The organism is Pseudorhizobium sp. NPDC055634 (assembly GCF_053618655.1).
On sequence record NZ_JBSHHW010000013.1, the window covers coordinates 58,149 to 82,724 of the forward strand.

At 65.5% G+C, this 24,576-nt stretch carries 22 protein-coding genes; 8 read left to right on the top strand and 14 right to left on the bottom strand.

What is annotated here, in order from left to right:
- Window positions 1-490: 490 nt before the first annotated feature.
- The 8 genes from ACWGPT_RS18595 to ACWGPT_RS18630 all read right to left on the bottom strand — a co-directional run bounded on the left by ACWGPT_RS18595 (window position 491) and on the right by ACWGPT_RS18630 (window position 9,591).
- On the bottom strand, window positions 491-940 hold the full coding sequence (locus tag ACWGPT_RS18595) for a DoxX family protein (protein ID WP_452607123.1): 450 nt from the start codon (window positions 938-940) through the stop codon (window positions 491-493).
- Window positions 941-1,317: 377 nt separating this feature from the next.
- Complete coding sequence (gene uvrB, locus ACWGPT_RS18600) at window positions 1,318-4,614, bottom strand: excinuclease ABC subunit UvrB (RefSeq protein ID WP_452607124.1); 3,297 nt, start codon at window positions 4,612-4,614, stop codon at window positions 1,318-1,320.
- A gap of 104 nt (window positions 4,615-4,718) precedes the next feature.
- Complete coding sequence (locus tag ACWGPT_RS18605; protein WP_452607125.1) at window positions 4,719-5,645, bottom strand: HNH endonuclease; 927 nt, start codon at window positions 5,643-5,645, stop codon at window positions 4,719-4,721.
- Between the two features lie 114 nt (window positions 5,646-5,759).
- Window positions 5,760-6,158, bottom strand: a complete 399-nt coding sequence (locus ACWGPT_RS18610; protein WP_452607201.1) for an ester cyclase — start codon at window positions 6,156-6,158, stop codon at window positions 5,760-5,762.
- A gap of 26 nt (window positions 6,159-6,184) precedes the next feature.
- Window positions 6,185-6,577: a GFA family protein gene (locus tag ACWGPT_RS18615; protein WP_452607126.1), complete on the bottom strand. Its 393-nt coding sequence runs from the start codon at window positions 6,575-6,577 to the stop codon at window positions 6,185-6,187.
- A 143-nt stretch (window positions 6,578-6,720) separates the two neighbouring features.
- Window positions 6,721-7,938: an MFS transporter gene (locus ACWGPT_RS18620; RefSeq protein WP_452607127.1), complete on the bottom strand. Its 1,218-nt coding sequence runs from the start codon at window positions 7,936-7,938 to the stop codon at window positions 6,721-6,723.
- A gap of 227 nt (window positions 7,939-8,165) precedes the next feature.
- Window positions 8,166-8,618, bottom strand: a complete 453-nt coding sequence (locus tag ACWGPT_RS18625; protein WP_452607128.1) for a DUF6119 family protein — start codon at window positions 8,616-8,618, stop codon at window positions 8,166-8,168.
- Window positions 8,533-9,591, bottom strand: a complete 1,059-nt coding sequence (locus ACWGPT_RS18630; protein ID WP_452607129.1) for a DUF6119 family protein — start codon at window positions 9,589-9,591, stop codon at window positions 8,533-8,535. The genes ACWGPT_RS18625 and ACWGPT_RS18630 overlap by 86 nt, the downstream gene beginning before the upstream one ends.
- A 174-nt stretch (window positions 9,592-9,765) precedes the next feature.
- Between ACWGPT_RS18630 and ACWGPT_RS18635 the strand changes: the two genes are divergently transcribed.
- Both ACWGPT_RS18635 and greA read left to right on the top strand, forming a co-directional pair.
- Window positions 9,766-10,431, top strand: a complete 666-nt coding sequence (locus ACWGPT_RS18635; protein ID WP_452607130.1) for a hypothetical protein — start codon at window positions 9,766-9,768, stop codon at window positions 10,429-10,431.
- A gap of 315 nt (window positions 10,432-10,746) precedes the next feature.
- Window positions 10,747-11,250 (top strand): transcription elongation factor GreA, encoded by a 504-nt coding sequence (greA, locus tag ACWGPT_RS18640; protein ID WP_452607131.1) that lies wholly within the window; start codon window positions 10,747-10,749, stop codon window positions 11,248-11,250.
- A gap of 205 nt (window positions 11,251-11,455) precedes the next feature.
- Here greA and ACWGPT_RS18645 read toward each other — a convergent pair whose 3' ends face one another.
- The gene (locus ACWGPT_RS18645) at window positions 11,456-11,791 is read right to left on the bottom strand and encodes a hypothetical protein (protein ID WP_452607132.1); all 336 of its coding nucleotides are present in this window, start codon (window positions 11,789-11,791) and stop codon (window positions 11,456-11,458) included.
- Window positions 11,792-12,292: 501 nt separating this feature from the next.
- Between ACWGPT_RS18645 and ACWGPT_RS18650 the strand changes: the two genes are divergently transcribed.
- The 3 genes from ACWGPT_RS18650 to ACWGPT_RS18660 all read left to right on the top strand — a co-directional run bounded on the left by ACWGPT_RS18650 (window position 12,293) and on the right by ACWGPT_RS18660 (window position 15,987).
- Window positions 12,293-14,044 (top strand): MFS transporter, encoded by a 1,752-nt coding sequence (locus tag ACWGPT_RS18650; protein ID WP_452607202.1) that lies wholly within the window; start codon window positions 12,293-12,295, stop codon window positions 14,042-14,044.
- A gap of 112 nt (window positions 14,045-14,156) precedes the next feature.
- Complete coding sequence (locus ACWGPT_RS18655; protein ID WP_452607133.1) at window positions 14,157-14,432, top strand: hypothetical protein; 276 nt, start codon at window positions 14,157-14,159, stop codon at window positions 14,430-14,432.
- Between the two features lie 253 nt (window positions 14,433-14,685).
- The gene (locus ACWGPT_RS18660; RefSeq protein WP_452607134.1) at window positions 14,686-15,987 is read left to right on the top strand and encodes a PQQ-dependent sugar dehydrogenase; all 1,302 of its coding nucleotides are present in this window, start codon (window positions 14,686-14,688) and stop codon (window positions 15,985-15,987) included.
- Window positions 15,988-16,030: 43 nt separating this feature from the next.
- On the opposite strand, the gene ACWGPT_RS18665 is transcribed toward ACWGPT_RS18660, so the two are convergent.
- From ACWGPT_RS18665 to ACWGPT_RS18675, 3 genes are all read right to left on the bottom strand, one after another.
- Entirely contained in the window at window positions 16,031-16,264 is a 234-nt protein-coding gene (locus ACWGPT_RS18665; RefSeq protein WP_452607135.1) for a hypothetical protein, read from the bottom strand.
- A gap of 73 nt (window positions 16,265-16,337) precedes the next feature.
- Window positions 16,338-16,970, bottom strand: a complete 633-nt coding sequence (locus ACWGPT_RS18670; protein WP_452607136.1) for a hypothetical protein — start codon at window positions 16,968-16,970, stop codon at window positions 16,338-16,340.
- Window positions 16,971-17,059: 89 nt separating this feature from the next.
- Entirely contained in the window at window positions 17,060-17,830 is a 771-nt protein-coding gene (locus ACWGPT_RS18675) for an SDR family NAD(P)-dependent oxidoreductase (protein ID WP_452607137.1), read from the bottom strand.
- 148 nt (window positions 17,831-17,978) lie between these two features.
- Here ACWGPT_RS18675 and ACWGPT_RS18680 point away from each other — a divergent pair, with 148 nt between their 5' ends.
- Both ACWGPT_RS18680 and ACWGPT_RS18685 read left to right on the top strand, forming a co-directional pair.
- Window positions 17,979-18,596 carry a TetR/AcrR family transcriptional regulator gene (locus ACWGPT_RS18680; protein WP_452607203.1) on the top strand — a complete coding sequence of 206 codons (618 nt, stop codon included), beginning with the start codon at window positions 17,979-17,981 and terminating at the stop codon, window positions 18,594-18,596.
- A gap of 109 nt (window positions 18,597-18,705) precedes the next feature.
- A complete protein-coding gene (locus ACWGPT_RS18685; protein WP_452607138.1) occupies window positions 18,706-20,106 on the top strand; it encodes an aldehyde dehydrogenase family protein in 1,401 nt (466 codons plus the stop codon).
- An 8-nt stretch (window positions 20,107-20,114) separates the two neighbouring features.
- On the opposite strand, the gene ACWGPT_RS18690 is transcribed toward ACWGPT_RS18685, so the two are convergent.
- A complete protein-coding gene (locus ACWGPT_RS18690) occupies window positions 20,115-20,978 on the bottom strand; it encodes a DMT family transporter (protein ID WP_452607204.1) in 864 nt (287 codons plus the stop codon).
- Between the two features lie 123 nt (window positions 20,979-21,101).
- Between ACWGPT_RS18690 and ACWGPT_RS18695 the strand changes: the two genes are divergently transcribed.
- Window positions 21,102-22,508: an aminotransferase-like domain-containing protein gene (locus ACWGPT_RS18695; protein ID WP_452607139.1), complete on the top strand. Its 1,407-nt coding sequence runs from the start codon at window positions 21,102-21,104 to the stop codon at window positions 22,506-22,508.
- Here the strand turns inward: ACWGPT_RS18695 and ACWGPT_RS18700 are convergent, their stop codons facing one another.
- The gene (locus ACWGPT_RS18700) at window positions 22,509-24,503 is read right to left on the bottom strand and encodes a putative bifunctional diguanylate cyclase/phosphodiesterase (protein WP_452607140.1); all 1,995 of its coding nucleotides are present in this window, start codon (window positions 24,501-24,503) and stop codon (window positions 22,509-22,511) included.
- Window positions 24,504-24,576: the final 73 nt, after the last annotated feature.

Here is a 24,576-nt window from a genome sequence, read left to right on the forward strand (position 1 = left end):
CCCCTTGTGGGAGAGGTTACAAAATCACGGTCTTGGCGCAGCCAAGTCGTAGATTTTGTTGGTGAGGGGGAGAGGTCGGGGGCGCGTCGGTCAGGCGGGATTTCCGGCAATCGGTCTCCCGCCTGGGGGGCTGTCCGGTGAGGCGGGAAGGGGGCGTCGTGGTTGTGGCTTGCCCGCCCCCCTCACCAAGTTCGCCTCGCCAATCGGCTGCGCTGCTTGGGGCGAACTATCCTCTCCCGCAGGGGGAGAGGAGGGCCTCGCCGCGTGCCGCTGCCTTTCCCTCTCCCCTTGTGGGAGAGGTTACAAAATCACGGTCTTGGCGCAGCCAAGTCGTAGATTTTGTTGGTGAGGGGGAGAGGTCGGGGGCGCGTCGGTCAGGCGAGGAGTGGGCGTCGCGGCTGCGGTTTTCCCCTCCCCAACCCTCCCCACAAGGGGGAGGGGGCCGGTCGCGGGTGGGGCGCCGTCCCGGCCGGCGGGGGTGGCGTCTTGCCTAGAGGGCCCGGCCGAGGCGGGCGTCGAGGGAGTGGCGGTTGCCGCCGCGGATGGCGAAGAAAAGGAAGATGGCCGCCCAGAGGATCGATTTTTCCGAACCGGCCAGGCCTTCCGCCCGCACGACCCAGTGGAAATAGACGGTGACGAGCAGCACGATCATCGCGGCGAAGGAGGCCGGGCGGGTGAGGAGGCCGATCGCCACCAGGATGCCGCCGAAGAATTCCGTGGCGGCGAGCAACGGCGACCAGAAGACGCCGGGATAGAAACCGAGGCTTTCCACCATGCCGGCGGCGCCGAAGGGGTTGAGGATCTTGCCGTAGCCATGGGTGACGAGGAGCACGCCGGCGGTGACGCGCAGGATCGTTTCGACGATGTCATGGGCGGAGGCGTAGACCGGTGCGAGGGCGGGGACGAGGAGGCGCGGGCCTGTCGTTGGTGTCTGCGTCATGGGAGAGAATCCTTGAGAGGAAGATGTCTTGCGGCTCCTTCCTCTCCGGACGCGGGCGGCCCGTCGAGACCGTGCCGTTCAAACCTGAGTGATCCGGTCGTGTCCCGGGCAGGGGCGGAGATGGCGGCGCGGGACATTGGGGCGGGACGTGGGCGTGGGCCATGGGGGCAAGGGGGCACGGGACATGGGCACGGGACTTGGGGGCGAGAGGGCGAGGGGCCGGACCTGGGGCGTGAGGGGTGCCGGGGCCGCGATCGGGAGCGTTCGCGGGCAATCGCGGAGGGCAGTCGGCGGCCAGCCCTCGAAGCCCGTCACTGGTCTGTCACGGGCTTGTCACGGTTCGGCACCGCCATCACCGTCATCACCGCATCACCGCATCACCGCCCGGGGCGGCCGGTCTTGCCCTTGGTGCGGCCCTTGCGCTTCTGCTCGCCGGCATCCTCGTAGCTTCCGACGCCGACCTTGCCGCGGATGACGGGTCCTCGGATCGAGTCCGAGGATGGATCGTCCGGGGAGGGGGCGTTGCTACCCCCCTCTGCCCTGCCGGGCATCTCCCCCTCACGGGGGGAGATCGGCTGGCGGCGGGCCTCGCCGCGCTCCGGCTGGCCTTCCAGCAGCGGCGAGAAGCGCTTCCTGGTGCTCACCGTTTCCGGCGGGCGGGTCGGCAGGGCGCCTTGCGCCGGCTTTTCCGTGCGTCCGACCGTCATTTCATCCAGAGTGTTTTTGCGGAAGAGCGATGTCTCCGGGCCTCCGGTCTGCCCTTCGCTTTCGCTCCGGGCGTTCGTCGCTGCAATCGATTCACTGGATTGATTGCCCTGCTGCGCAGACCGCTCCTCACCGTCCAGCGTCTTCTTCGGGAACAGCGGTGTCGGCATGTCGGTGCCGGGGCCCATGTCGTCGAGGCTGGGCTTGGCGAAGTAGGAGGATTGCTGCTCGCTCTTGGTTTTGGGTCCTCGGGTCAAGCCCGAGGATGACGAAGGAGAAGGGGTGCGTCCCTTGCCTTCCTGCGCCCTCGCTTCGTCCTTCGCAATCGGATCGTCCATGGCGGACAGCTCGACGGCCTTCAGCCGCTTGATCTCGTCGCGGAGGCGGGCGGCCTTTTCGAAGTCGAGGTCGGCGGCGGCGTTGCGCATGTCCTTTTCCAGCGCGTTGAGATGCGCCTGGAGGTTGTTGCCGACGAGGTGGCCGCCATCGGCAAAACCCTTGCCGGAAACGCCGGAAATGTCGGCGCGGACATGGTCGCGCTCGTAGACGGAATCGAGGATGTCGGAAATGTTGCGCTTCACCGATTCCGGCGTGATGCCGTGTTCCTCGTTATAGGCCACCTGCTTCTCGCGGCGGCGCGCGGTCTCGTCCATCGCCCGCTGCATGGAGCCGGTAATGTTGTCGGCATAGAGGATGACCTTGCCGTCGACGTTTCGCGCGGCGCGGCCGATCGTCTGGATGAGCGAGGTTTCGGAGCGCAGGAAACCTTCCTTGTCGGCATCGAGGATGGCGACGAAGCCGCATTCGGGAATGTCGAGGCCCTCGCGCAGCAGGTTGATGCCGACCAGCACGTCGAAGGCGCCGAGGCGCAGATCCCGGATGATCTCGATGCGCTCCAGCGTGTCGATGTCGGAATGCATGTAGCGGACGCGCACGCCCTGCTCGTGCAGGTATTCGGTGAGGTCTTCCGCCATGCGCTTGGTGAGCACGGTGCAGAGCGTGCGATAACCCTTCTGCGCGGTCTCGCGGATCTCGCCGAGCACGTCGTCGACCTGGGAACGGGCCGGGCGGACCTCGACGGGCGGGTCGATGAGGCCGGTCGGGCGGATGACCTGTTCGGCGAAGACGCCGCCCGCCTGTTCCATCTCCCAGTTGCCAGGCGTGGCGGAGACGGCGACCGTCTGCGGCCGCATGGCGTCCCATTCCTCGAAACGCAGCGGCCGGTTGTCCATGCACGACGGCAGGCGGAAGCCGTATTCGGCAAGCGTCGCCTTGCGGCGGAAGTCGCCGCGATACATGCCGCCGATCTGCGGGATGGTGACATGGCTCTCGTCGATGAAGATCAGCGCATTGTCGGGAATGTATTCGAAGAGGGTCGGCGGCGGCTCGCCGGGGCGGCGGCCGGTGAGGTAGCGCGAATAGTTCTCGATGCCGGCGCAGGAGCCCGTCGCCTCCATCATCTCGATGTCGTAGCGGGTGCGCTGCTCCAGCCGTTGGGCCTCCAGCAGCCGCCCGGCCGCCTCGAGCTCGGCGAGCCGGTGCTTCAGCTCCTCCTTGATCTGGCGGATCGCGGCATTCAGCGTCGGGCGCGGTGTCACATAGTGCGAATTGGCGTAGATCTTGACGGACTTGAGGTCGCCGGTCTTGCTGCCGGTCAGGGGGTCGAATTCGGTGATCGCGTCGATCTCGTCGCCGAACATGGAAATGCGCCAGGCGGCATCCTCCAGGTGGGCGGGGAAGATCTCGATCGTGTCGCCGCGCACCCGGAACGAGCCGCGGGTGAAGTCGATGTCCTTGCGCTTGTACTGCTGGGCGACGAGGTCGGCGAGCAGCTGGCGCTGGTCGAGCCGGTCGCCGACCGACATCTGGAAGGTCATCGCGGTATAGGTTTCCACCGAGCCGATACCGTAGATGCAGGAGACCGAGGCGACGATGATGCAGTCGTCGCGCTCGAGGATGGCGCGGGTGGCGGCGTGGCGCATCCGGTCGATCTGCTCGTTGATCGACGATTCCTTCTCGATATAGGTGTCGGAGCGCGGCACATAGGCTTCCGGCTGGTAGTAGTCGTAGTAGGAGACGAAATACTCCACCGCATTGTCGGGGAAGAAGCTCTTGAACTCCGAATAGAGCTGCGCGGCGAGCGTCTTGTTGGGCGCCAGGATCACGGCCGGGCGCTGGGTCGCCTCGATCACCTTGGCCATGGTGAAGGTCTTGCCGGAGCCGGTGACGCCGAGCAGGACCTGGGAACGCTCGCCCGTGTTGATGCCCTCGACGAGATCGGCGATCGCCGTCGGCTGGTCGCCGGCCGGCTGGTATTCCGAGGTCATGCGGATCGAGATGCCGCCTTCCGACTTTTCCGGCCGGGCCGGCCGGTGCGGCGTCCAGAGCTTGCCGTCCTTGAACAGCGGATTGCCGGATTCGATGAGCTTCGCCAGCGCGTCGACGGTGGCGGTGACGGCGCCGGGAGCAAGCGAGGGCGCGAGCGACTTCGCCTCCTCGAGGCTGACGTCGAGGCCGGCGACCGGGTTGAGGCCGGCGGCGGCGCGGGTCTTCGGGTCCGAGGAGGCGCCGATCGACACGCCGCGGGCGGTCTTCGCGGCCGTGGTGTTCTTCGCGGTGGCAGTCTTCGCCGTGGCGGTCTTCGCGGCGGTCGGCTTGGCGGCGGCCTTGCGACCGCCCTTGCGGATCAGGAGGTCCGGCACGACGTCGTTCTCGGCAGCCTTTTCGGCCTCGCGGCGGCGCTCGCGGGCGATCTTCGCCCGGTGGCTGCCGGCCTTCGAGGCGACCTCGCGCCGGGTCTCGATGCCCGAGGCTTCCGCCTCCGCCTCCAGCTGCCTCACCCAGTCGGAAACGCTGCCCTCCAGCGGACCGGAAAGCGGCGCGCCCTCGAAGGACGCCTGCGGGGCTTCGGCGAAACCGCTTCCGTCCTGAGGTGCGGAAGGGGCGGGCTTGCGGGGGGATCTGGCCATCCGCGGAATATGGCGGCAGTCCGCCGGAAAGTGAAGGGGGCGGGCGGCAAAAACGGGTACAAAAGGGAAACAGGCGGGACGGGCTGGGGCGGTCTGGTACCCGGCTACTGCTTGAAGATGTTCTCCCGATGCCAGGCTAAATAGTAGGGATGTGGCCTTTGATGGGAATGTGCGGGAACGCGCGCGATTTTATCTGGGACAAGAAGATGGGAAACATCCGTATTGAGCTGGCGGGAACTCAGGATCCGAAAATCGTCGGTGAGTGACAGGAGGCCACGATCGAACATCCAGTGTACCGTCCCTGACAGCGCGATGCCGTTCTGTATGGAGTCATTGCCGCCGCGTTCGACCGGGATGATATGAGCAGCCTCGACTTCCGGCCGCCCGCCGCCATTGATCAGTTTGAGCCCGGTAAAGGCGCACCTGCGGTCGTAGACCTTGCGGATGTGCTGGCGAAATTTCGCGTCGCGAAAGGGTCGGCTAATTGTCTGTGTCAGGATTGGCCGGAGGCTGTCAGTTTCCAGCAATGGATCAAACGGTGAGCCTTCGTCGGCGTGATAGGCGGTTTGACCCGCTTCGTCGACTTCGTACCCTGCCGCAGGAATATCGACGCGATCGGGCCACTCGTCAGGTTCGCTAAGGCCGGCTGCTACGATTGCGGCAAACTCCCGCGGGTCAATCAAGCGCACAGCCTGCACACTGCGCCCGCCATTGACCCCGCCATCCGGCCTGAACAGCTGTTTTTCGAAGCCACCGCGCTCCCGATAGTCAACGGGCCGGTCAAAATCGATATAGTCGTCGAGGAAGGCGTAATGGTGCTTATCAAGGTCGGGGTCGGGCTCGACAGATACGACACGTGCAACGCCGGAATAGTAGCGTCCAGGCATGCCCGGCAGGGGTCCATAGTAGACAATCAGGCTGCCGATTGTTTGAGCGACGCGCGATAAATAGCTGCCCGGGAAGTGGTAGCGTTTACCTTTGACATCTTTGTAGATGCTGTCGTCCTTGTGATAAAAGACGGCATTGACCATGGAATGCTGTGACCTGTTCCCCTTGCCCCTGCAGACACCGTATTTGCCAGAATTGCCCCCGGCAAGTCCCAAGATAGACTAATTTTCGGAGCGTGTCGGGAGACGCCCCGGCCCTCAAGTCCCCGCGGCGAGCTGGGCCTCGATCGCGGGCTTGTCGATGACCGACCAGACGCGGGCGATGGGGGTGTCGGCGAATGCGTAGAAGACGTTTTCGGTGAAGACGACACGGCGGCCGTCGACGGCAAGGCCGAGGAACATGCCTTTCGGCCGGCAGTCGAAGCGCAGGCGCGCCGCGACCATCGGCGGATCATCAACCAGGAGCTCGATCTCGAAGCGCAGGTCCGGGATCGCCGCCACGTCGCGTTCCAGCATGGCGCGATAGCCGGAAAGCCCGACGGCCTCGCCGTTATAGGTGACGTCGTTGCCGACGAAGCGGCCGAGCCCGTCCCAGTCGCGCCGGTTGAGGCAGGCGATATAGGCGCGGTAGGTGCCGGCAAGGTCCGGTCCGGTCATTGCGTCGGTCATCATCCCGATCTCCCTCAGTCCTCGCTGCGGCCGGTGGAGGTCCGGTCGCGCTCGTAATGGTGCTTCAGCGGAAAGGGCGGCAGCCAGGCCTCGCGGCGGATGGTCCAGAGTTCGTAGCTGGGGACGAAGCGGTCCGCCGCGTCGAGCGCGCCGAGCGCGACTTCCACCTCGTCGCCGCTGACGCCGAAGACGGAGGAGCCGCAGCGCGGGCAGAAATGCCGGCCGCGGTGGTGGGCGGTCTCGCCCTCGATCGTCACGGCCGCGGCGGGGAAGATCGCCGAGGCCGCAAACAGCGCGCCGTGGTGCTTGCGGCAGTCCATGCAGTGGCAGAGACCGGTGCGAAAGGGCCGGCCGCGGGCGGTGAGGCGGACGCTTCCGCAAAGGCAGCCGCCGGTGACCTCGTCCATGATGCGCTCCCGGGTTCGATGAGAGGAGGCTAGGGCGAAGCTCGCCGACGGCAAGCCCGGCCCCGGGGCAGGCGTCTCGATGACATGGCGCCGGGAGGCTTGCGGGCTTCTGGGGGAGGCTTCCGGGGGCCTCAGCGGCAGCCTCAGGCCGCGGCGCCGGCGGGGTGCGTCTCCCGCTCGCCGTCTCCCGGAAGCGGCGGGAAGGCGAACGCGATGGCGACGGCGCCAAGCCCGACGAGGGCGGAGCCGATGAACAGCCACTGGTAGCTGGCGAAGGCATCATAGGCCCAGCCGCCGGCGAGGGGCCCGAAGGCCATGCCGACCGAGGACAGCATGGTGGCGGCGCCGAAGACCGTGCCTACCACATGCGGCCCGAAATACTCCCGCGCGAGCACCGCATAGAGCGGCATGACGCCGCCATAGGTGCCGCCGAAGATCACCGCCAGCGCATAGAAGCTCGTGAGATCGTCGGCGGCGAGATAGGCGGAGATCACCGCCGCCTGGACGAGGAGGCCGGTCACCAGCACCGGCTTGACGCCGATCCGGTCGGCGAGCACGCCGAAAAGCAGGCGGCCGCCGAGCCCGGCCAGGCCCTCGACGCTGTAGATGCTGACGGCGGCCATGGGCGCGATGCCGCAAAGCATGGCGTAGCTGACCATGTGGAAGATCGGCCCGGAATGGGCGGCACAGCAGGCGAAGAAGGTGAAGGCGAGCACCAGGAACTGCGGCGTGAGAAGGAGGCGGGAGAGCGGCTGGCGGCGCGCCTCCGCCGCATCGGCCGCTTCCCCTTCCGAGAGCGCCGGCGGGCGGCGGATGAGGAGTGCCGTGGGCAGCAGGATCGCCCAGGCGCCCAGCCCGATCGCCAGCATGGCGGTGCGCCAGTCATAGGCGGAGATGAGATAGCGGGCGAGCGGCGAGACGGTCATCGGCGCCATGCCCATGCCGGCGGAAACGAGCGAGACGGCAAGCCCGCGCCGGGTGTCGAACCAGGTCATCACCGCGGCGATCATCGGCGCGAAGAAGGCGCTGGCGGCAAGCCCGACCAGCGTTCCATAGGCGATCTGGAAGGCGATGAGGCTTTCGGCGCGGCTCGCCAGCACCAGTGCCAGGCCGAGCAGGACCGAACCTGCCAGCACCACGATCCGCGCGCCGAACCGGTCGGTGAGGGAGCCCCAGAGGAAGCCCCCGACGCCCATGACGAGGAAGTTCAGCGTCATGGCCGTGGAGATGCCGGCGCGCGACCAGCCCGTCTCGCTCGCCACCGGCTCCAGGAAGATCGCCAGCGAGAACATGGTGCCCGCCGCGACGCACCCCATCAGCCCGCCGGCCGCGACGATCACCCAACGATAACGACTTGCCATGACCCACTCCCGAACAAGGCCGGCGGCGATGCCGGCGAGGTTATATGAGGCAAGGACGGATGGGGAGAGGGGATTCCGACAGGGGGGCACCCACATCTATCTCCGACCTCTAAGCGGACACCGAGCATAGATCTATATGCGCTATATCGCTGGGTTTGCTCCCGTATGATTAACTTTCCCGCGGAAGCGAGGAGGCGGATGCGGCGCTCGGACTGAGTTCGACTGACTTAAGGTCCTAGAATGACTTGCCGGAAAACAATTCCCACCTTGAAGTTACGATCTCCGGTTAGAAAACGGTGGCTCTGCATTAACTCATACCGCGACATGAAAGGCAGCATCTTCAACGAGAAATCGGGTTGATCGTGAAGCACGCAAAACACGACGGAGTAGTCCCTCTCGTGGAGATTTGCCTTGTCCTCCGGGATCAATGCAAGGAAGCGGGGCTTATCTTTTGCAACATTGACCGGATCGACATCGGCACTGATCCAGGTAGTCATTCCGGCGCGGCACTTGGCGTCTGTGGAAAAGGCATGAGCATAGAACCTGCCTTGCGTGAAGAGGTGGCTAATAGATGCCGCGCCGGAGGAGCAGCGTTTAACGTGAATGATCGAGCGATCCGCATGCAACAGGTCGCATAATTCGTATCGACGCGGTCCGATCGAGTTCGGGATTGTATTCATATATCTTCCATCCCTTGATGCGAGCCTCGTTGAGACCCTTCAACCGGCGTCCCTTCACCGCGATCAGGTCGGCGATGCGTAGATCGTCGAAAGTGTCGATCTTTTCGTCATTGCGCTTCTCGCTGTAGGCAAACGAGTTATCGTCTTCGGTGAGGAAGTCCGGTGGTGCGAGGTGAATGGAACTGAAGTTCCGTGCTTCAATAGCTGCGCACAGCAAGTGATTCAGCTCAGCTATGACGACGGGGTCGCTCTCGTGCCGGAGGTTGTCGTACACCTTCAGGTCTGTCTTTGTGTAGTCGTCGGAGACATATCGGTCTTCAAGCTTCCGGCAGAGTTGCGCCAGATAATTCCAAGTTACTTCCTTGTTTTTAGGGAACGTGATCAGGATACTGTCTTTGCCGCGGAAGGAATCGAGTAATTCACTATATTCCGTCTTCACATAGCCAGAGATGGTGCGAAGGAATTCAGACTCGGTGTTGATGCCAAACACGCCGAGGCTTGCACCCGTACTGGTCTGCCGCTCAGTTTGTCGGCTGATTGCCTCATGCGCGGTCGTCTGAATCCGCCGAAGTTTGTCGGCATCGCAGATGTTCATCCCGACCTTAATGCCGAAGTCGTAGACTATTGCATCTTTGTCGAGATAGCTGTCGCCATGCTGGCCAAAGGCCGCAGCATAAAACACATCGTTTGCGCTATCCTTGCCTATGACTCTTAGCGCCATGAGGGCGCGGGGATATTTGTTAAACGCCTCGTAAAGATACTTCTTCTCTGCGAAGCCAGAGTTAAGAAAGCGGAGCCACGGGATCTGCTCTTCGGTCTTCTGGCCGCCGCCCGCGGGGTCGTATTTGATGTAGCCCTCGAATTCGTCGTTGGGCTCTATGTACGTGTAGGTCGCAAGATCACCCTTAAGAAAGTCCTGGAAATTCTTGCCGTCCTTAATCCTAAAAAGCGTTATTCGCTTCATGTCCGACATGCTTTCCTCCTCCAGACTAAAGCGTACTTATAAATTAGTTATACCGCCGAAGCGAATGTCATGTTCATAGCTGATGTATCTTGCATTTTGGTTGTGCATTGAATTTACTGTAACGCCTTTTTAGAGAAATATATACGTGACGATTTTTATGTTGGTCAGTGGGGTTTGGGTTGCATGTCCATTCTTGACGTTCCTCTCGGAAAGGCGCTGAGATTTATTTATGCTTCGCCTTCGCTACGGCGATCAATGTTGAAGGAGGATATCCGTCTCGAACGCAAGAAAGACGCTGGGGGCAACCGAAGCAAAGGTGGGGATTACTATGTGGCTTTCTGGTCAGATGTGAAGAAGCACATCTCTGGAGACAGTGATCTGACGCGGCTGACCGCGCAGCGGATAACGTCGGACAAGAGGCTCAAGCGACTATATCCTCAGCTAAGGGACGGTGTACTCGAACTACTTAGTGCGAAGTTGCGTTGGTCAAACGAAGTGGTCGAGATTTTCCCCCAAAGTGTGCACGGCAGCCTACTCGTTGAAGAAATAGGTTGCACAATCCGAATACGGGGCGCACTTCATGCGCGAGTCAGGGAGGACTACATCCGCATCGTTTATCCCTATTTTAGCGAGGACCCCGCTCTCTCCGAAGAGGGTGGGCGATTGGGTCTGTGGATGATGCAACGTGCGCTAACAAACCTCGATGCGGATGACATGCGCATAATTGATCCACTACGTAAGACCTTCTTTTCTCCGCGAGTCACGCCGCTGCAGGGAAACGAAGAGAGGGTGTTTCGCGAAAGGTACCGATCACTAATCGACGAATGGGAGATGTTGAAACGCGAGTAGAACTCTCTACTCTTCACCATATCAGGAAGGTCCGCTTTTGGTGTTATCACCGATCGAACGTACGGTGATTTCGCAGAGCTGGATCATGGAGCTAAGCTGTCGCCCTTGCCCCGAACACCAGAGCGACCCGCAACTGTTAGACAAATCGGCCCCTGTCCCTTGGTAAACAGCTGGTCATGCGCTTCCGACCATCTTTGCCCACACAGTCCCCGCCATCTCCGCAGACGCTCCGACCCCCACCAAACCTGGAGGAACCCCCACCCCCAACCTATATCCGCCCAAACCCCATCACCCCAGCCAAGGACCCACCCGTTCATGAGCGTTGCCTTCGTCAAGGAAGAGAGTGCGGAAACGGCGGCGGAGACGTTGTTGCCGGACCGTCCAGTCTCGCCGCATCCGAACCTCGTGACGGAGGCGGGGCTGGAGGCGTTGAAGCGGCAGCTGGAGGAGGCGCGTCAGGCTTATGAGGCGGCGGGCGTGGTCGAGGACGTCAACGAGCGGCGACGGCAGGCGGCGGGGCCGCTGCGTGACCTTCGCTATTTCACCGAGCGGGTGCGCACGGCGCAGGTCGTGGCCGATCCCGTGGCGACGGACGTCGTCGCCTTCGGAAGCACGGTGACCTTTTCCCGCGAGGACGGGCGGGTCCAGACCTACCGGATCGTCGGCGAGGACGAGGCCGATCCGCGGGCCGGGACGATTTCGCATGTGTCCCCGGTCGCGAGACAGCTCCTCGGCAGGCGCGTCGGCGATGTCGTGCCTGTCGCGGGCCAGGAACTGGAGCTCGTGTCGATTGCCCGCGAGGGCGCCGCTACGGCCTGAGCCGGGCGAGGCGGGGTTGCGGGATATACGGAAGGTGGACGGAGCGTGCCCCGGACGCCGTAGCGGCGGACCGGGTGTCGCGCGTGGCGGGTCGCGTCGGCGTGGTCGCTTCATCGACGGTTCGTTGCGGAGCGGGAGCGGTCGCCGGGCCGGCGCGAGATGCCGCGCGGCGAGGCCCCTGGGCACCCGGCGTTCTCCGTCCGGCTCAGATCCCCGAGCCGTCGAGTTCCGCCTCGTCATCTCCCTCCCAGGCGCCCGGCAGGCTCGCCGGCCCGGTACTGGCCTGCCCGGTAGTTGCCTGGCCGGTATCGGCGGCCGGCAGCGGCATCCAGCATTTCAGTTCCGGTTCCGCATAGGAGATGATCCGGCCGGGGGCTGAATCGGAGGAGCGCCAGGCCTCGGCCCCGTACTGGTCGCCCCTCGACCAGAAGACGAGGTCGACGGCGCCGGGCCCCTGTTCGGAGGCGCGGATGGTGACGAGGATGCGGCTGCCGTCCCTCGGTGCGGATCGCATGTTTCGCCAGCGGACCGGTTCTTCCATTCCTTCCTCCCTGAAATATGCGCCCCGAGTGTCGCCCCGCGGGCGCCCGCGGTCAACGCGTCAGCCGAGACAGGGTTCACTGGGAGCGAGACGGGCAACGAAGCCGGGTGCGGGCAAGGGCTGTGGGCAAGGGCTGTGGGCAAGGGCTGCTCAGCAGGCGTTGTGGATGGAAGGGGAGGCGGCGACTCAAGGGAGGCGCACACATCCCTTGCGGGCGCCATTAGACGAAGGTTGATATCACGCCCTTCCGGCAAGGGTGCTAAAACTGCAAGTCTCGGCATGTGCCGATTTTTGGAGGATCACCAGGCGCACCCCGCCGCTACGCTCGCGGCACACACGAGGCGAAACTGACGCCTCCATGCGTTTGATCTCATTTTTTTACATCGCAGACGACTTTGGTTTTTCAGCTGAACGCTGAAGGCATCGACGCGTGCCTTCAGCATTCGAGGAGGAGAGAGCATGGCAGTTACAGACATGAATGTCAGGGACCGTTCGCGTCCCATGACGGGGGAGGAGCGGAAGGTCATCATGGCCTCGTCCGCCGGCACCATCTTCGAGTGGTACGACTTCTATCTTTACGGTTCGCTCGCGGCGATCATCGGCGCGCAGTTCTTCACCGCCTTCCCGGAGGCGACGCGCAACGTGTTCGCGCTTCTGGCGTTCGCGGCGGGCTTCATTGTGCGCCCCTTCGGCGCGCTGGTCTTCGGTGCGCTGGGCGACATCGTCGGCCGCAAGTACACCTTCCTCATGACCATCCTGATCATGGGTCTGTCGACCTTCCTGGTGGGCATGCTTCCTTCCTACAACAGCTGGGGAGCGGCGGCGCCGATCATCCTGATCATCCTGCGCATGCTGCAGGGGCTGGCGCTCGGCGGCGAATACGGCGGTGCGGCGGTCTACGTGGCCGAGCACGCGCCGGCCAACAGGCGCGGCTACTTCACCTCCTTCATCCAGACGACGGCGACGCTCGGCCTGCTTCTGTCGCTGATCGTGATCCTGGCGGTGCAGGGCTATGTCAACGCCAACTGGGCGCCGACCGCGGTTCTCGACGCGGCGGGCGCGGCGGTGCTCAACCCGGACGGCAGCCCGCGGATGATCAAGGCCTTCGACCTGTGGGGCTGGCGCATTCCGTTCCTCGCCTCGATCGTGCTCCTGCTCATCTCGCTCTACATCCGCCTGCAGATGAACGAGTCGCCGGCCTTCAAGAAGATGAAGGAAGAGGGCGCGGCCTCCAAGGCGCCGCTGCGCGAGGCATTCGGCACCTGGCGCAACGGCAAGATCGCGCTGATCGCCCTGTTCGGCCTCGTCGCCGGCCAGGCCGTGGTCTGGTATTCGGGCCAGTTCTACGCGCTGTTCTTCATCCAGAACGTCGTCAAGGTCGACAGCTTCACGGCGAACGTGCTCGTCGCCTGGTCGCTGATTCTCGGCACCGGCGGCTTCCTGTTCTTCGGCTCGCTGTCGGACCGGATCGGCCGCAAGCCGATCATCCTCGCCGGCTGCGCGATCGCGGCGCTGACCTACAGCTTCGTGTTCCCGCTGCTCACCCGCACGGCGAACCCGGCGCTCTATGCCGCGCAGCAGACGCCGGTCACCGTCACGGCCTCGCCGGCGGACTGCTCGTTCCAGTTCAACCCGACGGGAACCGCGAAGTTCACCTCGTCCTGCGACATCGCCAAGGCGACGCTCGCCCGCAACTCGGTGAACTACGAGAGCATCGAGGACCCGGCGGCAACCGTTGCGCAGGTCAAGATCGGCGACACGGTGATCCCGGCCTATGACGCCGCGGCCCTCACCGGCGACGACCTGAAGAACGCCACGGCCGCCTTCACCAAGAGCATCAACGAGGCGCTGACGGCCGCGGGCTATCCGCTCGCCGCCGATGCCAATACCTCGGTGGTCAAGGCGTCCAACTTCTTCGACATCTTCACCGGACAGAAGCTCACGGTCGTCCTGATCCTGACCTACCTGATCATCCTGGTGACGATGGTCTACGGCCCGATCGCGGCCATGCTGGTGGAACTGTTCCCCACCCGCATCCGCTATTCCGGCCTGTCGCTGCCCTACCATATCGGCAACGGCTGGTTCGGCGGCCTGATGCCGGCGACGGCATTCGCGATCTCCGCCCAGACGGGCAACGTCTACGGCGGTCTCTGGTACCCGATCATCATCGCCGCAGCGACGGTCGTGATCGGCGCCCTGTTCGTGCCGGGCAATACCCACAAGAAGGACATCTTCGCCGACGACGCGAAGTAGTCTAGAAATCGGGCGCAGGGCGGTTTTACGACCGGCCTGCGCCTCCCGCCCGAAAGCATCGATCGGGCAGGGGCTCAATCAGGCATGCAGTGCATGGGGGAATGAAAAAACGATGGAACTGCTCGCGTCTCAGCTGATGGATCCGTTTCGCATCGGGCTTGTCTTCTTCCTTCTCCTCACGGCGCTCCGGACACGCGCGGCGACCGGCATGGTCGTGCCGCTGGGTCTCGGGGTCGTCTTCGTCGCCATCCTCCTGCCGCTGACGACGGCGCGCACCGAAGAGCAGACGGGCGATCTCGTCATGACCGTCGCCACCGGCATCGCCGCCAACGCGCTCATCCTCTCCGTCTTCCTGGCCGCCTGGACCGTCTGGCGCCGCGTGCGCTGAACCGAAGGCGCCGTTCCCGGAGCCTGGACCGATCATCCCCGCCGCAAGACGCGGCCGGGCAAGCGTCCCGCGTCGAGAGGGACGCCGACCGCCGATCCCGGCGCCCCGTGCCCCGTGCCCGAATGTCGGGCGGGTCGAAAAGCTTCCGCCAATTCGCTTGTGAAATTTGCGAGGCCGCCTCTGGTGCCGGCCGCGCAAAGGCACTAGCGTGCCGCTTCTCCTTGTTTCTCCCTTCAATCTCAGAGTGGTTTTCATGGCCGAGCCTTCCCTGCTAGCCCGTCTTGTCGCCCTTGTGGGCGATGTCACCGTTGCCTTCCGTCACTCGCGCGACGGCGAGCGGGCGCCGGTCTATGGCACTGCGCCCGCCATTCCGGAACCGAAGTCCCAGGGCATTCTGCCGACACTGAAAATGCCGACGGCGAAGGGCTGGGAGGGCGACCACAAGCCGACCGCGGCGCCGGGGCTGAAGGTCAACGCCTTCGCGCGGGGCCTCGTCCATCCGCGCAACATGCATGTCCTGCCGAACGGCGACGTTCTGGTGGCCGAATCCATGGGTGAATCCGGCGCGCCGGGCAGCCTGTTCGACCATGCCATGTCGGCGACCATGAAGCGGGCGCGCGCCTCCGGCATCAGCCCCAACCGGGTCACGCTCCTGCGCGATGCCGACGGCGACGGGGTGGCGGAGGAAAGCCACGCCTATATCGAGAATGTCCGCCAGCCCTTCGGCATCGCGCTGGTGGGCGACACGCTCTATGTCGGGTCAAGCGACGCGCTCCTGGCCTATCCCTACGAGGCGGGCGCGACGAGGATCACCGCGCCCGGGCGCAAGCTGATGGATCTCGTCCCGGGCGGCCACTGGACGCGCAACCTGATCGCCAGCAAGGACGGCACGAAGCTCTACGTGGCGGTCGGCTCGCTCAGCAACATCGCCGAGGACGGCATGGCGGTGGAGGAAAACCGCGCCTGCATCCACGAATACGACATCGCCTCGGGCCGGTCTCGGATATTCGCCGGCGGCCTGCGCAACCCGGTCGGCATGGCCTGGGAACCGTCGCGGGACATGCTCTGGACGGTGGTCAACGAGCGCGACGGACTGGGCGACGAGACGCCGCCCGATTATCTCACCTCGGTGGTGGACGGCGGTTTCTACGGCTGGCCGTTCTGCTACTGGGACCGGGTGGTGGACGACCGGGTGCCGCAGGATGCGGCCAAGGTCGCCGCGGCGCTGCAGCCCGATTACGCGCTCGGCGGCCATACCGCTTCGCTCGGCCTCTGCTGGCTGCCGGAGGGCACGCTTCCGGGCTATCCTGCCGGCATGGCGATCGGCCAGCACGGCTCGTGGAACCGTTCCAAGCTCTCAGGATACAAGCTTGCCTTCGTCGCCTTCGAGAACGGCCGGCCCGTGGGCATGCCGCGCGAAATCCTGACGGGCTTCCTGTCGCCGGACGAGAAATATTCCTACGGCCGCCCGGTCGGCGTGGCACTTGCCGCCGACGGCGCGGTGCTGATGGCAGACGACGTCGGCGACGTCATCTGGCGCGTCACCGGGGCGTGACATGGCTGGCGGTCAGGCCTGAGGCCTGACCGTTCCGGCGGCCTCAGGCGGCCGGGAATTTTACGGTGACGCCGCGCTGGCGGAAATAGGCCTGCATGAGCTTGCGGCCGGAACGGTTGTTCTGCGCGAGCCTTGCCGGGTCGAAGAGGGCTTCCTTCCGACCTTCGCGGGCCAGCGCCGCCTTCAGCGCGGCGATATGGGTATCGATGTCGGCATTGTCGGCTGCAAGCGATTGGTAGATGCGGTCGGTTGCTTCGGCCACGGTCAGTTCGGTCACCGTTAAACTCCTGTTGGTGTCGTCTGGCAGGCGCTTAGCACGTTTTTCGGATTGGCCATACCGGCGCGGACGATCAGCGGAGCAGTCCGTCGAGGCCGAAATCATCCCAGCCGGCGAGGGGCGGGGAATCCTCGTCCCCGGTTCCGCCCGCGGCGGCTCCGTCCTTGCCCTTCTTCAGCGATCGCGTGAGCTTCGCCTTCCAGGCGGCGCGGCGCCTGTTTTCCGCAGCCGCCGCGATATCGTGCTCGCGCCATTCTTCCACGATGCCGCTGTCGAGCAGGTCCTTGACGAGCTTCGGGTCGAAGACGTGGAAGGTGATCTGGCGGGCCCGGCCCTTGAGCTTGACGGTGCGCGTGCCGAGGCTCGAAAGGCGGCCGTCATTCAGCCACCGGTGCCGTTCGGTGGTGGAGATCGACAGGATGTCCTCGATCTCGCGCGGGATCACCGGCAGGTCGGCCATGGTTTCGAGCGCCTGCGACACGATTTCGGACGCGCGGCGGAAGACCTCTTCCGATCCTTCCGGCATGGCGAGCGTGAGGTCCGTCAGCGTGAAGTCCAGCGATTTCCGCACCGCGGCGGGCAGGCGGGCGCGCGTCTCGAGAAGAACTCCCCTGGCGCGGACAAGCGACCCGAAGGTCGCCGCAGCCGGCAGGCTCCAGGTCCGGATCAGTGTCGGGGTTTCGGTTTTTTTCCTGCTCTTGGCCATGCGCGCCGCATGTGGCGATCGGAAGCGGCGGCGTCAATGCCGCCACCGACCCCGAACGTGGGATCGCCGGGGTCGGTGCGTCGGTGGGACTAGATTCCGAGGCCGCCGGCAATGGTGATCTGCTGGCCGTTGATATAGCCGGCATTGGGCCCGGCGAGGAAGGCGATGGTCTCGGAGACTTCCTCCAGCGTCGCGATGCGGCGGATCGGGTGCATGTCGAGGATGGCGTTCCGGTCCGGGAGCTCGCCTGCGACGTCGGCCGCCATGTCGGTCGGCATGATGCCGGGCTGGATGACGTTGACCGTGATGTCGCGCGGGCCGAGGTCGCGGGCGATGCCCTTGGCATAGCCGGCGAGCGCCCACTTGGTCGCCGCATAGTCGGCAACGCCCGGGAAGACGACATGCGAGCCGAGGCCGGATCCGACGAAGATGATGCGGCCGCCGTCGGAAAGCCGCGGCGCGGCGGCGCGCGTGTTGGCGATGGTGCCGAGCACGTTTACCTGCCACTGGCGGTTATACTTCTCCCAGTCGAGGGAGGGATCGTCGACGGTCTGGCCCTGGATGGCGATGCCGGCATTGTTGACGAGGATGTCGAGGCGGCCGAATTCGGCAAGCACCGCATCCACGAGCGGCTTGGCGGAGGAGAGATCGGCCTGGTCGCTCTTGACGGCGATGGCGCGCACGCCCTTTGCCCTCAGCCGTTCCACGAGATCGTTGGCCTTCTCGGCGGAGGCGGCATAGCTGATGGCGATGTCGGCGCCATGGTCCGCGAGGATTTCGGCCGTTGCGGCGCCGAGTCCGCGCGAACCGCCGGTGACGAGGGCGACCTTGCCCTGCAGGCTGCTGGATGAATGTGCCATGATAAAGAACCTTTCGAGTGTGAACGGAGCCGGCGACCAGTTTCGCCAGATTACATAACAACCATTACGGTAACGATTGGTATGTAATTTGACCCGGCACGTCAACAGGTTTAATAATGGTCGTTATGAAACGCTCGGGATCATCATGATGGGACGTCACCGCGAGTTTGATATCGACAAGGCGCTGGATGCGGCGCTCGGCGTCTTCTGGCGCATGGGCTACGAGGGCGCCTCCTATGCGGACCTGACCGCGGCGGCGGGAGTGGAGCGGCCGGCGCTCTACTCCGCCTTCGGCAACAAGGAAGAACTCTTCCGGAAGGCCTTGCAGCGGTATATCGACCGCTATCTCCAGTACATTCCGGAGGCGCTCGCGCTGCCGACGGCGCGGGAGGTGGCGGCGCATATCCTCCACGGTGCAGTCGACCTCAACACCCGGTATGACGACCACCGGGGCTGCCTCTTCATCAATGGCGTGCTGGCAGGTTCCGACGATGCCGAACCGGTAAGGCAGGCACTGATCGACGGGCGCGCGCTTGCGCAGGCGGAGATCAGCAGGCGCTTCGAGCGCGCCAGGGCGGAGGGCGACCTTCCCGAAAGCGCGGACCCGGATGCGCTGGCGGCCTTCCTGATGGCGGTGACCCACGGCATCGGCGTCCAGGCGAAGGCCGGCTTCAGCCGAGAGACCCTGGAAGGCGTGGCGGAGCAGGCGCTGGCCAGCTGGCCGGAAGGAAAGCCGCAGCTCGCACGGGCGAGAGCGAGCCGGTAGCGGCCAGATATTTCCCGATAATGCCCGATAGCGATTGAGCCCCGGTCCGGGCCCGGCTACCAATCGAACGGGAGACGCCGGATTTTCAAGGGCGCAAGGGAGGAATGCGATGGTGGATAACGAGGCGATCGCGGTCGTCTTCGCGCGGCAGAAGGCGGGGATCCCGGCACGGCGCACCGGCTTCGGGCTCGACGAGCGGCTCGACGCTCTCGCCCGACTGCGGCAGGCGATCGAGCGCCGCGAACCGGACATCGTCCGGGCTCTCTACCAGGATTTCGGCAAGCCGGAGCCGGAAGTGATCCTCACCGAAACCCTGCCGGTCCTGCAGGAAATCCGCCATGCGACCAGGCACCTGAAGGACTGGATGCGCGAGCGCCGCGTCTCCCCGACGCTTGCGACGCTCGGGACCTCTGGGCGCATCCGCCCGGAGCCGCGCGGCGCCTGCCTGATCATCGCGCCGTGGAACTATCCGTTCAACCTGGCGCTCTCGCCGCTCGTCTCGGCGCTGGCGGCCGGCAACAGCGCGGTCCTCAAGCCCTCCGAAATGACGCCCGCCACCTCGCAGGTCATCGCCGACCTCATCGCCGAAACCTTCCCGCCGGATCTCGTCGCGGTCGTCCAGGGCGGCAAGGAGGTCTCGCAGCAGCTGCTGGACCAGCCGTTCGACCATATCTTCTTCACCGGCAGCCCCGAGGTCGGCAAGATCGTCATGGCGGCCGCCGCCCGGCATCTCTCCTCGGTGACACTGGAACTCGGCGGCAAGTCGCCGACCATCGTCGGCCCGGGCGCCGATCTCGACAAGGCGGCGCGCTGGATCGCCTTCGGCAAGTTCGTCAACGCCGGCCAGACCTGCATCGCGCCGGACCACGTCTTCGTCCACCGCGGCATCGAGGAGCGCTTTTCCGAGGCGCTGCGGGCGACGATCCGCCATGCCTATGGCGACGACCCGCGTAAGGGGGGCGACTTCGCCCGCATCGTCAACACCCACCATGCCGAACGCCTGCGCGGACTGCTTGAGGACGCGACGGGCAAGGGCGCCCGGATCACCTTCGGCGGCGAGACGGAGGGGACCTATCTCTCGCCGACCCTGATCGAGGCGATCACCCCGCAGATGACCATCGACCACGAGGAAATCTTCGGCCCGGTCCTGCCGATCATGGCCTATGACGGGCTGGACGAAGTGATCGACCGCGTCAACGGGCGGCCGAAGCCGCTGGCGCTCTACATCTTCGAGAAGGACGCGGCCTTCGCCGAGGAGATAATCGCCCGCACGTCCTCGGGCGGCGTCGGCGTCAACCTGACGGCGATGCACTACACCCACCCGGGCCTTCCCTTCGGCGGCATCAACAATTCCGGCATTGGAGCGGCCCACGGCCGCTTCGGCTTCGAGACGTTCAGCCACGAGAAGCCGATCCTGTCGGACCGCTGGTCGGCAGTGCCCATGCTTTTCCCGCCCTACGTGCCGCGCGTCCGGCGGTTGATCCGCCTCGCGCAGCGTTTCCTCGGGTAAGCGGCGGTTCAGCGGGCGAACCGCCTGGCACCGGCGACGCAGAGGATGACCGCGAGCGTCACAATCAGCATCGACGGGCTGACCGCCTCGCCGAGCAGGGTGGCGGCGAGCGCGAGGCCGAGGAAGGGCTGCAGCAGCTGCAACTGCCCGACGCCGGCAATACCGCCGAGCGCAAGGCCGCGATACCAGAAGACGAAGCCGATCAGCATGCTGAACAGCGAGACATAGGCAAGCCCGAGCCAGGCCGGGCCGCCCGCGGTCGCAAGGGTCGGCGGCAGCGTCGCCACCGCGAGCACCGCCATCACAGGCAGCGACAGGACGAGCGCCCAGGAGATCACCTGCCAGCCGCCGAGCCGGCGCGACAGCCGCGCGCCTTCCGCGTAGCCGAGCCCGCAGGCGAGAATGGCGGCCAGCATCAGCATGTCTCCGTAAGGTGACGCGGTGACGCCGTCCTTCAGCGCAAAGCCGGCGACAAGCAGGCTGCCGAGGCCGGAGAACAGCCAGAAGGCGGGCTTCGGCCGCTCCCCGGCGCGGACCACGCCGAACACGGCCGTCGCAAGCGGCAGGAGCCCGACGAAGACGATCGAATGGGCGGCGGTGACATGCTCCAGCGCCAACGCGGTCAGGAGGGGGAAGCCGACCACGACGCCGAGCGCCACGACGGCAAGCGGCAGGAGGTCGCCCCGCGCCGGCCGCTTCTCCCGGAACCCGGCAAGCAGCAGCGCTGCCAGCAGGCCGGCGATCGCCGCGCGCGCGCCGGTGAGGAAGAGCGGCTGGAAATCCGCCACCGCGACCCGCGTCGCCGGCAGCGATCCGCTGAAGATCACCACGCCCAGAAGCCCGCTGATCCAGCCGCTCGTCGTCCTGTCCATCATGCCGTTCTCTTTCATTCCGCTCGATTTCCGTGGCGACGAGATTACGCGGCCGGCGATGGCGCTTGAAGCGACAGTGCGATACAGTTCGTGCAAACTGTATTGGTGCGGGGGGCAGTACGGATGGACCTTTCCTCGACGACGACGACCGGTGGCCGGACGGCTCGCGTGGCGGCGGCGATCCGTCAGCGGATTCTCGGCCGGGCGCTGCCGCCCGGCGCCAGGCTTCCCTCTATCCGCAGTTTCGCGAGCACGATGGGCGTCTCCACCTCGACCGTGGTGCAGGCCTACGAGCGGCTTGTCGCCGAGGGGCAGATCCAGTCACGGCCGGGTTCGGGCTATTACGTCACGCGCGTGCCGCAGGCGCTGGCGATCGCCGAGATCGGCCCGCGCCTGGAGCGCGCCGTCGACCCCCTGTGGGTGTCGCGGCAATCGCTGGAGGCGGGGCGCGAGACGCTGAGGCCCGGCTGCGGCTGGCTGCCCGCGACATGGATGCCGGAGGCGGAACTGCGCCGGGCGCTGCGCGGGCTTTCGCGCGCCGAGGCCGGCCTGCTGATGGACTACGGCACGCCGCTCGGCCATCCGGCGCTCCGGCAGGGGCTCTCCTCGCGGATGGGCGAGCAGGGCGTGATGGCGCCGCCCGACCAGATCCTGCTGACCGAAAGCGGCACGCAGGCGATCGACATGCTCTGCCGGCTCCTCGTCGAGCCGGGCGATACGGTCCTGGTCGACGATCCGTGCTACTTCAACTTCCTGGCGCTGCTGCGCGCCCATCGCGTGAAGATCGTCGGCGTGCCGTGGACATCCGCGGGGCCCGACCTCGCGGCGTTCGCGGTCGCGCTGAAGGAGAACCGCCCGCGGCTCTACATCACCAATTGCGGCCTCCACAACCCGACCGGCGCCGCTCTTTCGCCAGCGACCGCCCACCGTCTTCTGGCGCTCTCCGCGGAGGCGGGACTGACGATCATCGAGGACGATATCTTCTGCGATTTCTGCGAGGAGCCGCCGACGCGGCTCGCAGCGCTCGACGGGCTGGAACGGGTGATCCAGATCGGCAGCTTTTCCAAGACGCTGACGGCGGCGGTGCGCTGCGGATATATCGCCGCAAGGCGCGACTGGATCGAGAGGCTCGCGGACCTGAAGATCGCGACGACCTTCGGCGGCAATCCGGTCTCCGCCGAACTGGTGCACGCGATCCTGCGGGACGGCAGCTACCGGCGCCACCTCAACGGTCTTCGCGGCCGGCTGGCGCGCGCCAGGGGCGAGGTGGCCGGCAGGCTCGCATCGCTCGGCATCCACCCGTGGATCGAGCCGCATGGCGGGATCTTCCTCTGGTGCCGCTTGCCGGACGGGCTGGACGGGGCGGCGATCGCCCGGTTTGCGCTTGCCGAGGATGTGGTGCTGGCGCCGGGCAACGTCTTCAGCGTCTCGCAGTCCTGCGCGTCCTTCATGCGCTTCAACGTCGCGCAGTGCGGCGATCCGAGGGTGTTCGAGGTGCTGAAGCGGGCCATCGCCGCCGCGACGGAGTGATCAGGCACCCACCGCGGTGGCCTGGCCGGCATCCGCGTGGGCGGCGACCCAGGTCCTGAGCGCGACGAGCGGCATGGGCCGGCCGAAGAGGTAGCCCTGGCCGTAGCGACAGCCGAGCATGCGAAGGACTTCGGCATCCTCTGCGGTCTCGACACCCTCGACGACGATGTCGATCGACAGCGCGTGGCCCATGCCGACCAGCGCCGAGACGAGCGCCTGGTTGGAACGGCTGTCGGCAATGCCGCTGACGAAGCTCCGGTCGATCTTCAGCCTGTCGACCTTGAGGTCCATCAGATAGGCGAGCGAGGAATGGCCCATGCCGAAGTCGTCGACGGCAATCCGGAAGCCCATCCGCTCAAGGCTTCCCAGTTCGGGACCGGCGGCGGCGGTGTCGAGCATCGCCTCCTCGGTGATTTCGATTTCGAGGCTCGACGGGTCGATGCCAGTCAGTTCGACCACGTCCCGCAGCATCCCGGAGAGCGAATAGGCCGACAGTTCCGCCGGCGACACGTTAATGGCGACGCAGACGTCGGCAAGCCCCATGGACGGCAGTTCGTGCACGAGCTTGGCCGCGGCAAGGGCCACGTGCCGCGTCAACGCCTCGGAGGCATGGGTCGAGCGCGCGGCCCGAACGATTTCCGGCGGCGCCACCGGGCCGAGAACCGGATGCGTCCAGCGGATCAGCGCCTCGAACCCGGACACCGCTCCGGTGCCGAGCGCGACCTGCGGCTGGAAGAAGACCTTGATGTCGTCCTCCGCGATCGCCTGCCGGACGTCGACCTCAAGCTGCCTCTGGCGGTCGAGCTGGCGCTTCATTTCCGGGTCGAAGATGCAGATGCGACGCCGGCCCCGGTCCTTGGCGGCGTAAAGGGCGATGTCGGCGCAGGCAAAGAGTTCGTGCGGCAGGCGGGCGTGATCCGGGAAGAGCGCAAGCCCGACGCTGGCGCCGCTGGTGACCTCGCGGCCATCGACGATCATCGGCTCATCGAGACGGGATATGAATGCGGCCGCAAAGGCACGGCCTCTCGCGTAGGCGTCCGGCCCCTCCGTGACGACGGCGAACTCGTCCCCTCCGAGGCGGACCACGAGATCGCCCCCGGCTGTGGCCCGCAGCCGCCGCGCCAGTTCCACCAGCACGGCGTCGCCCGCCGAATGCCCCATCGTGTCGTTGATCGACTTGAATCCGTCGAGGTCGATGATCATCAGCGCGACCGGGCTGCTGTCCCGATGATTGCGCTCCAGGATGTCGGCGAGGCCGAGATTGAAGGCGGCACGGTTGCCGAGGCCGGTCAGCGGATCGCGGCTCGCGAGGATTTCGAGCTGCTGGTTCGTCGAGCGGATCTCGGCATTGGCCTTCGACAGCGAACGGGCGAGCGACACCGCCTTCAGCCGGTCGCCGTGACTGGCGATGAAGTTCTTCTCGCTCATGCGGCTGCTGCGGAACATCATCACCATCAGCAGGAGGACGTCGACCGACACCACGAAGGCGATGAGCGAGCCGTTCATCAGAAGCGAGGCGACGGCCGCAAGCATCTGCGGCGCTCCGAAGACGATCGCGACGCGGGAATAGGCGGTACTCTGGATGATGGAGCCGGCGCAGATGCCGGCAATGATGAAGATTACGTAGGCGTGGGCGCGATCACCCTCGACCGCAAGACCGAGGAAGGGGGCGACCGCCCAGAGACAGCCGCTGAGAAGCGCCGCGAGGCTGAGGAGGCGCAGGGTGAGTTCCGTATGTCGCGCCGCGCAATCATAGCGGTCGATCAACATGGCGCCCAGGATCCGGACGAAGTTCAGTCCGCACACGGCCGCAAGCCAGTACAGCAGTGACAGGGAAGGCTGGTGCAGCCACAGGATCGCGGCCGTCGTCAGCGCGATGAAGCAGTTGGCCCAGATGGAAATCGTCAGGGAATGGAGGACGGCACGCGCCTGCGCGATGCGTATTTCAGAAGCGATGGTCGTCGCGCTTCCGCCTTCTTCCTGCGATTCCAGCATTTCAACCTGTTCCCCAACACAGTCTACAGGCCGGAAATACTAGCGCGCCGCTTATAATTTACGCTTAACACAG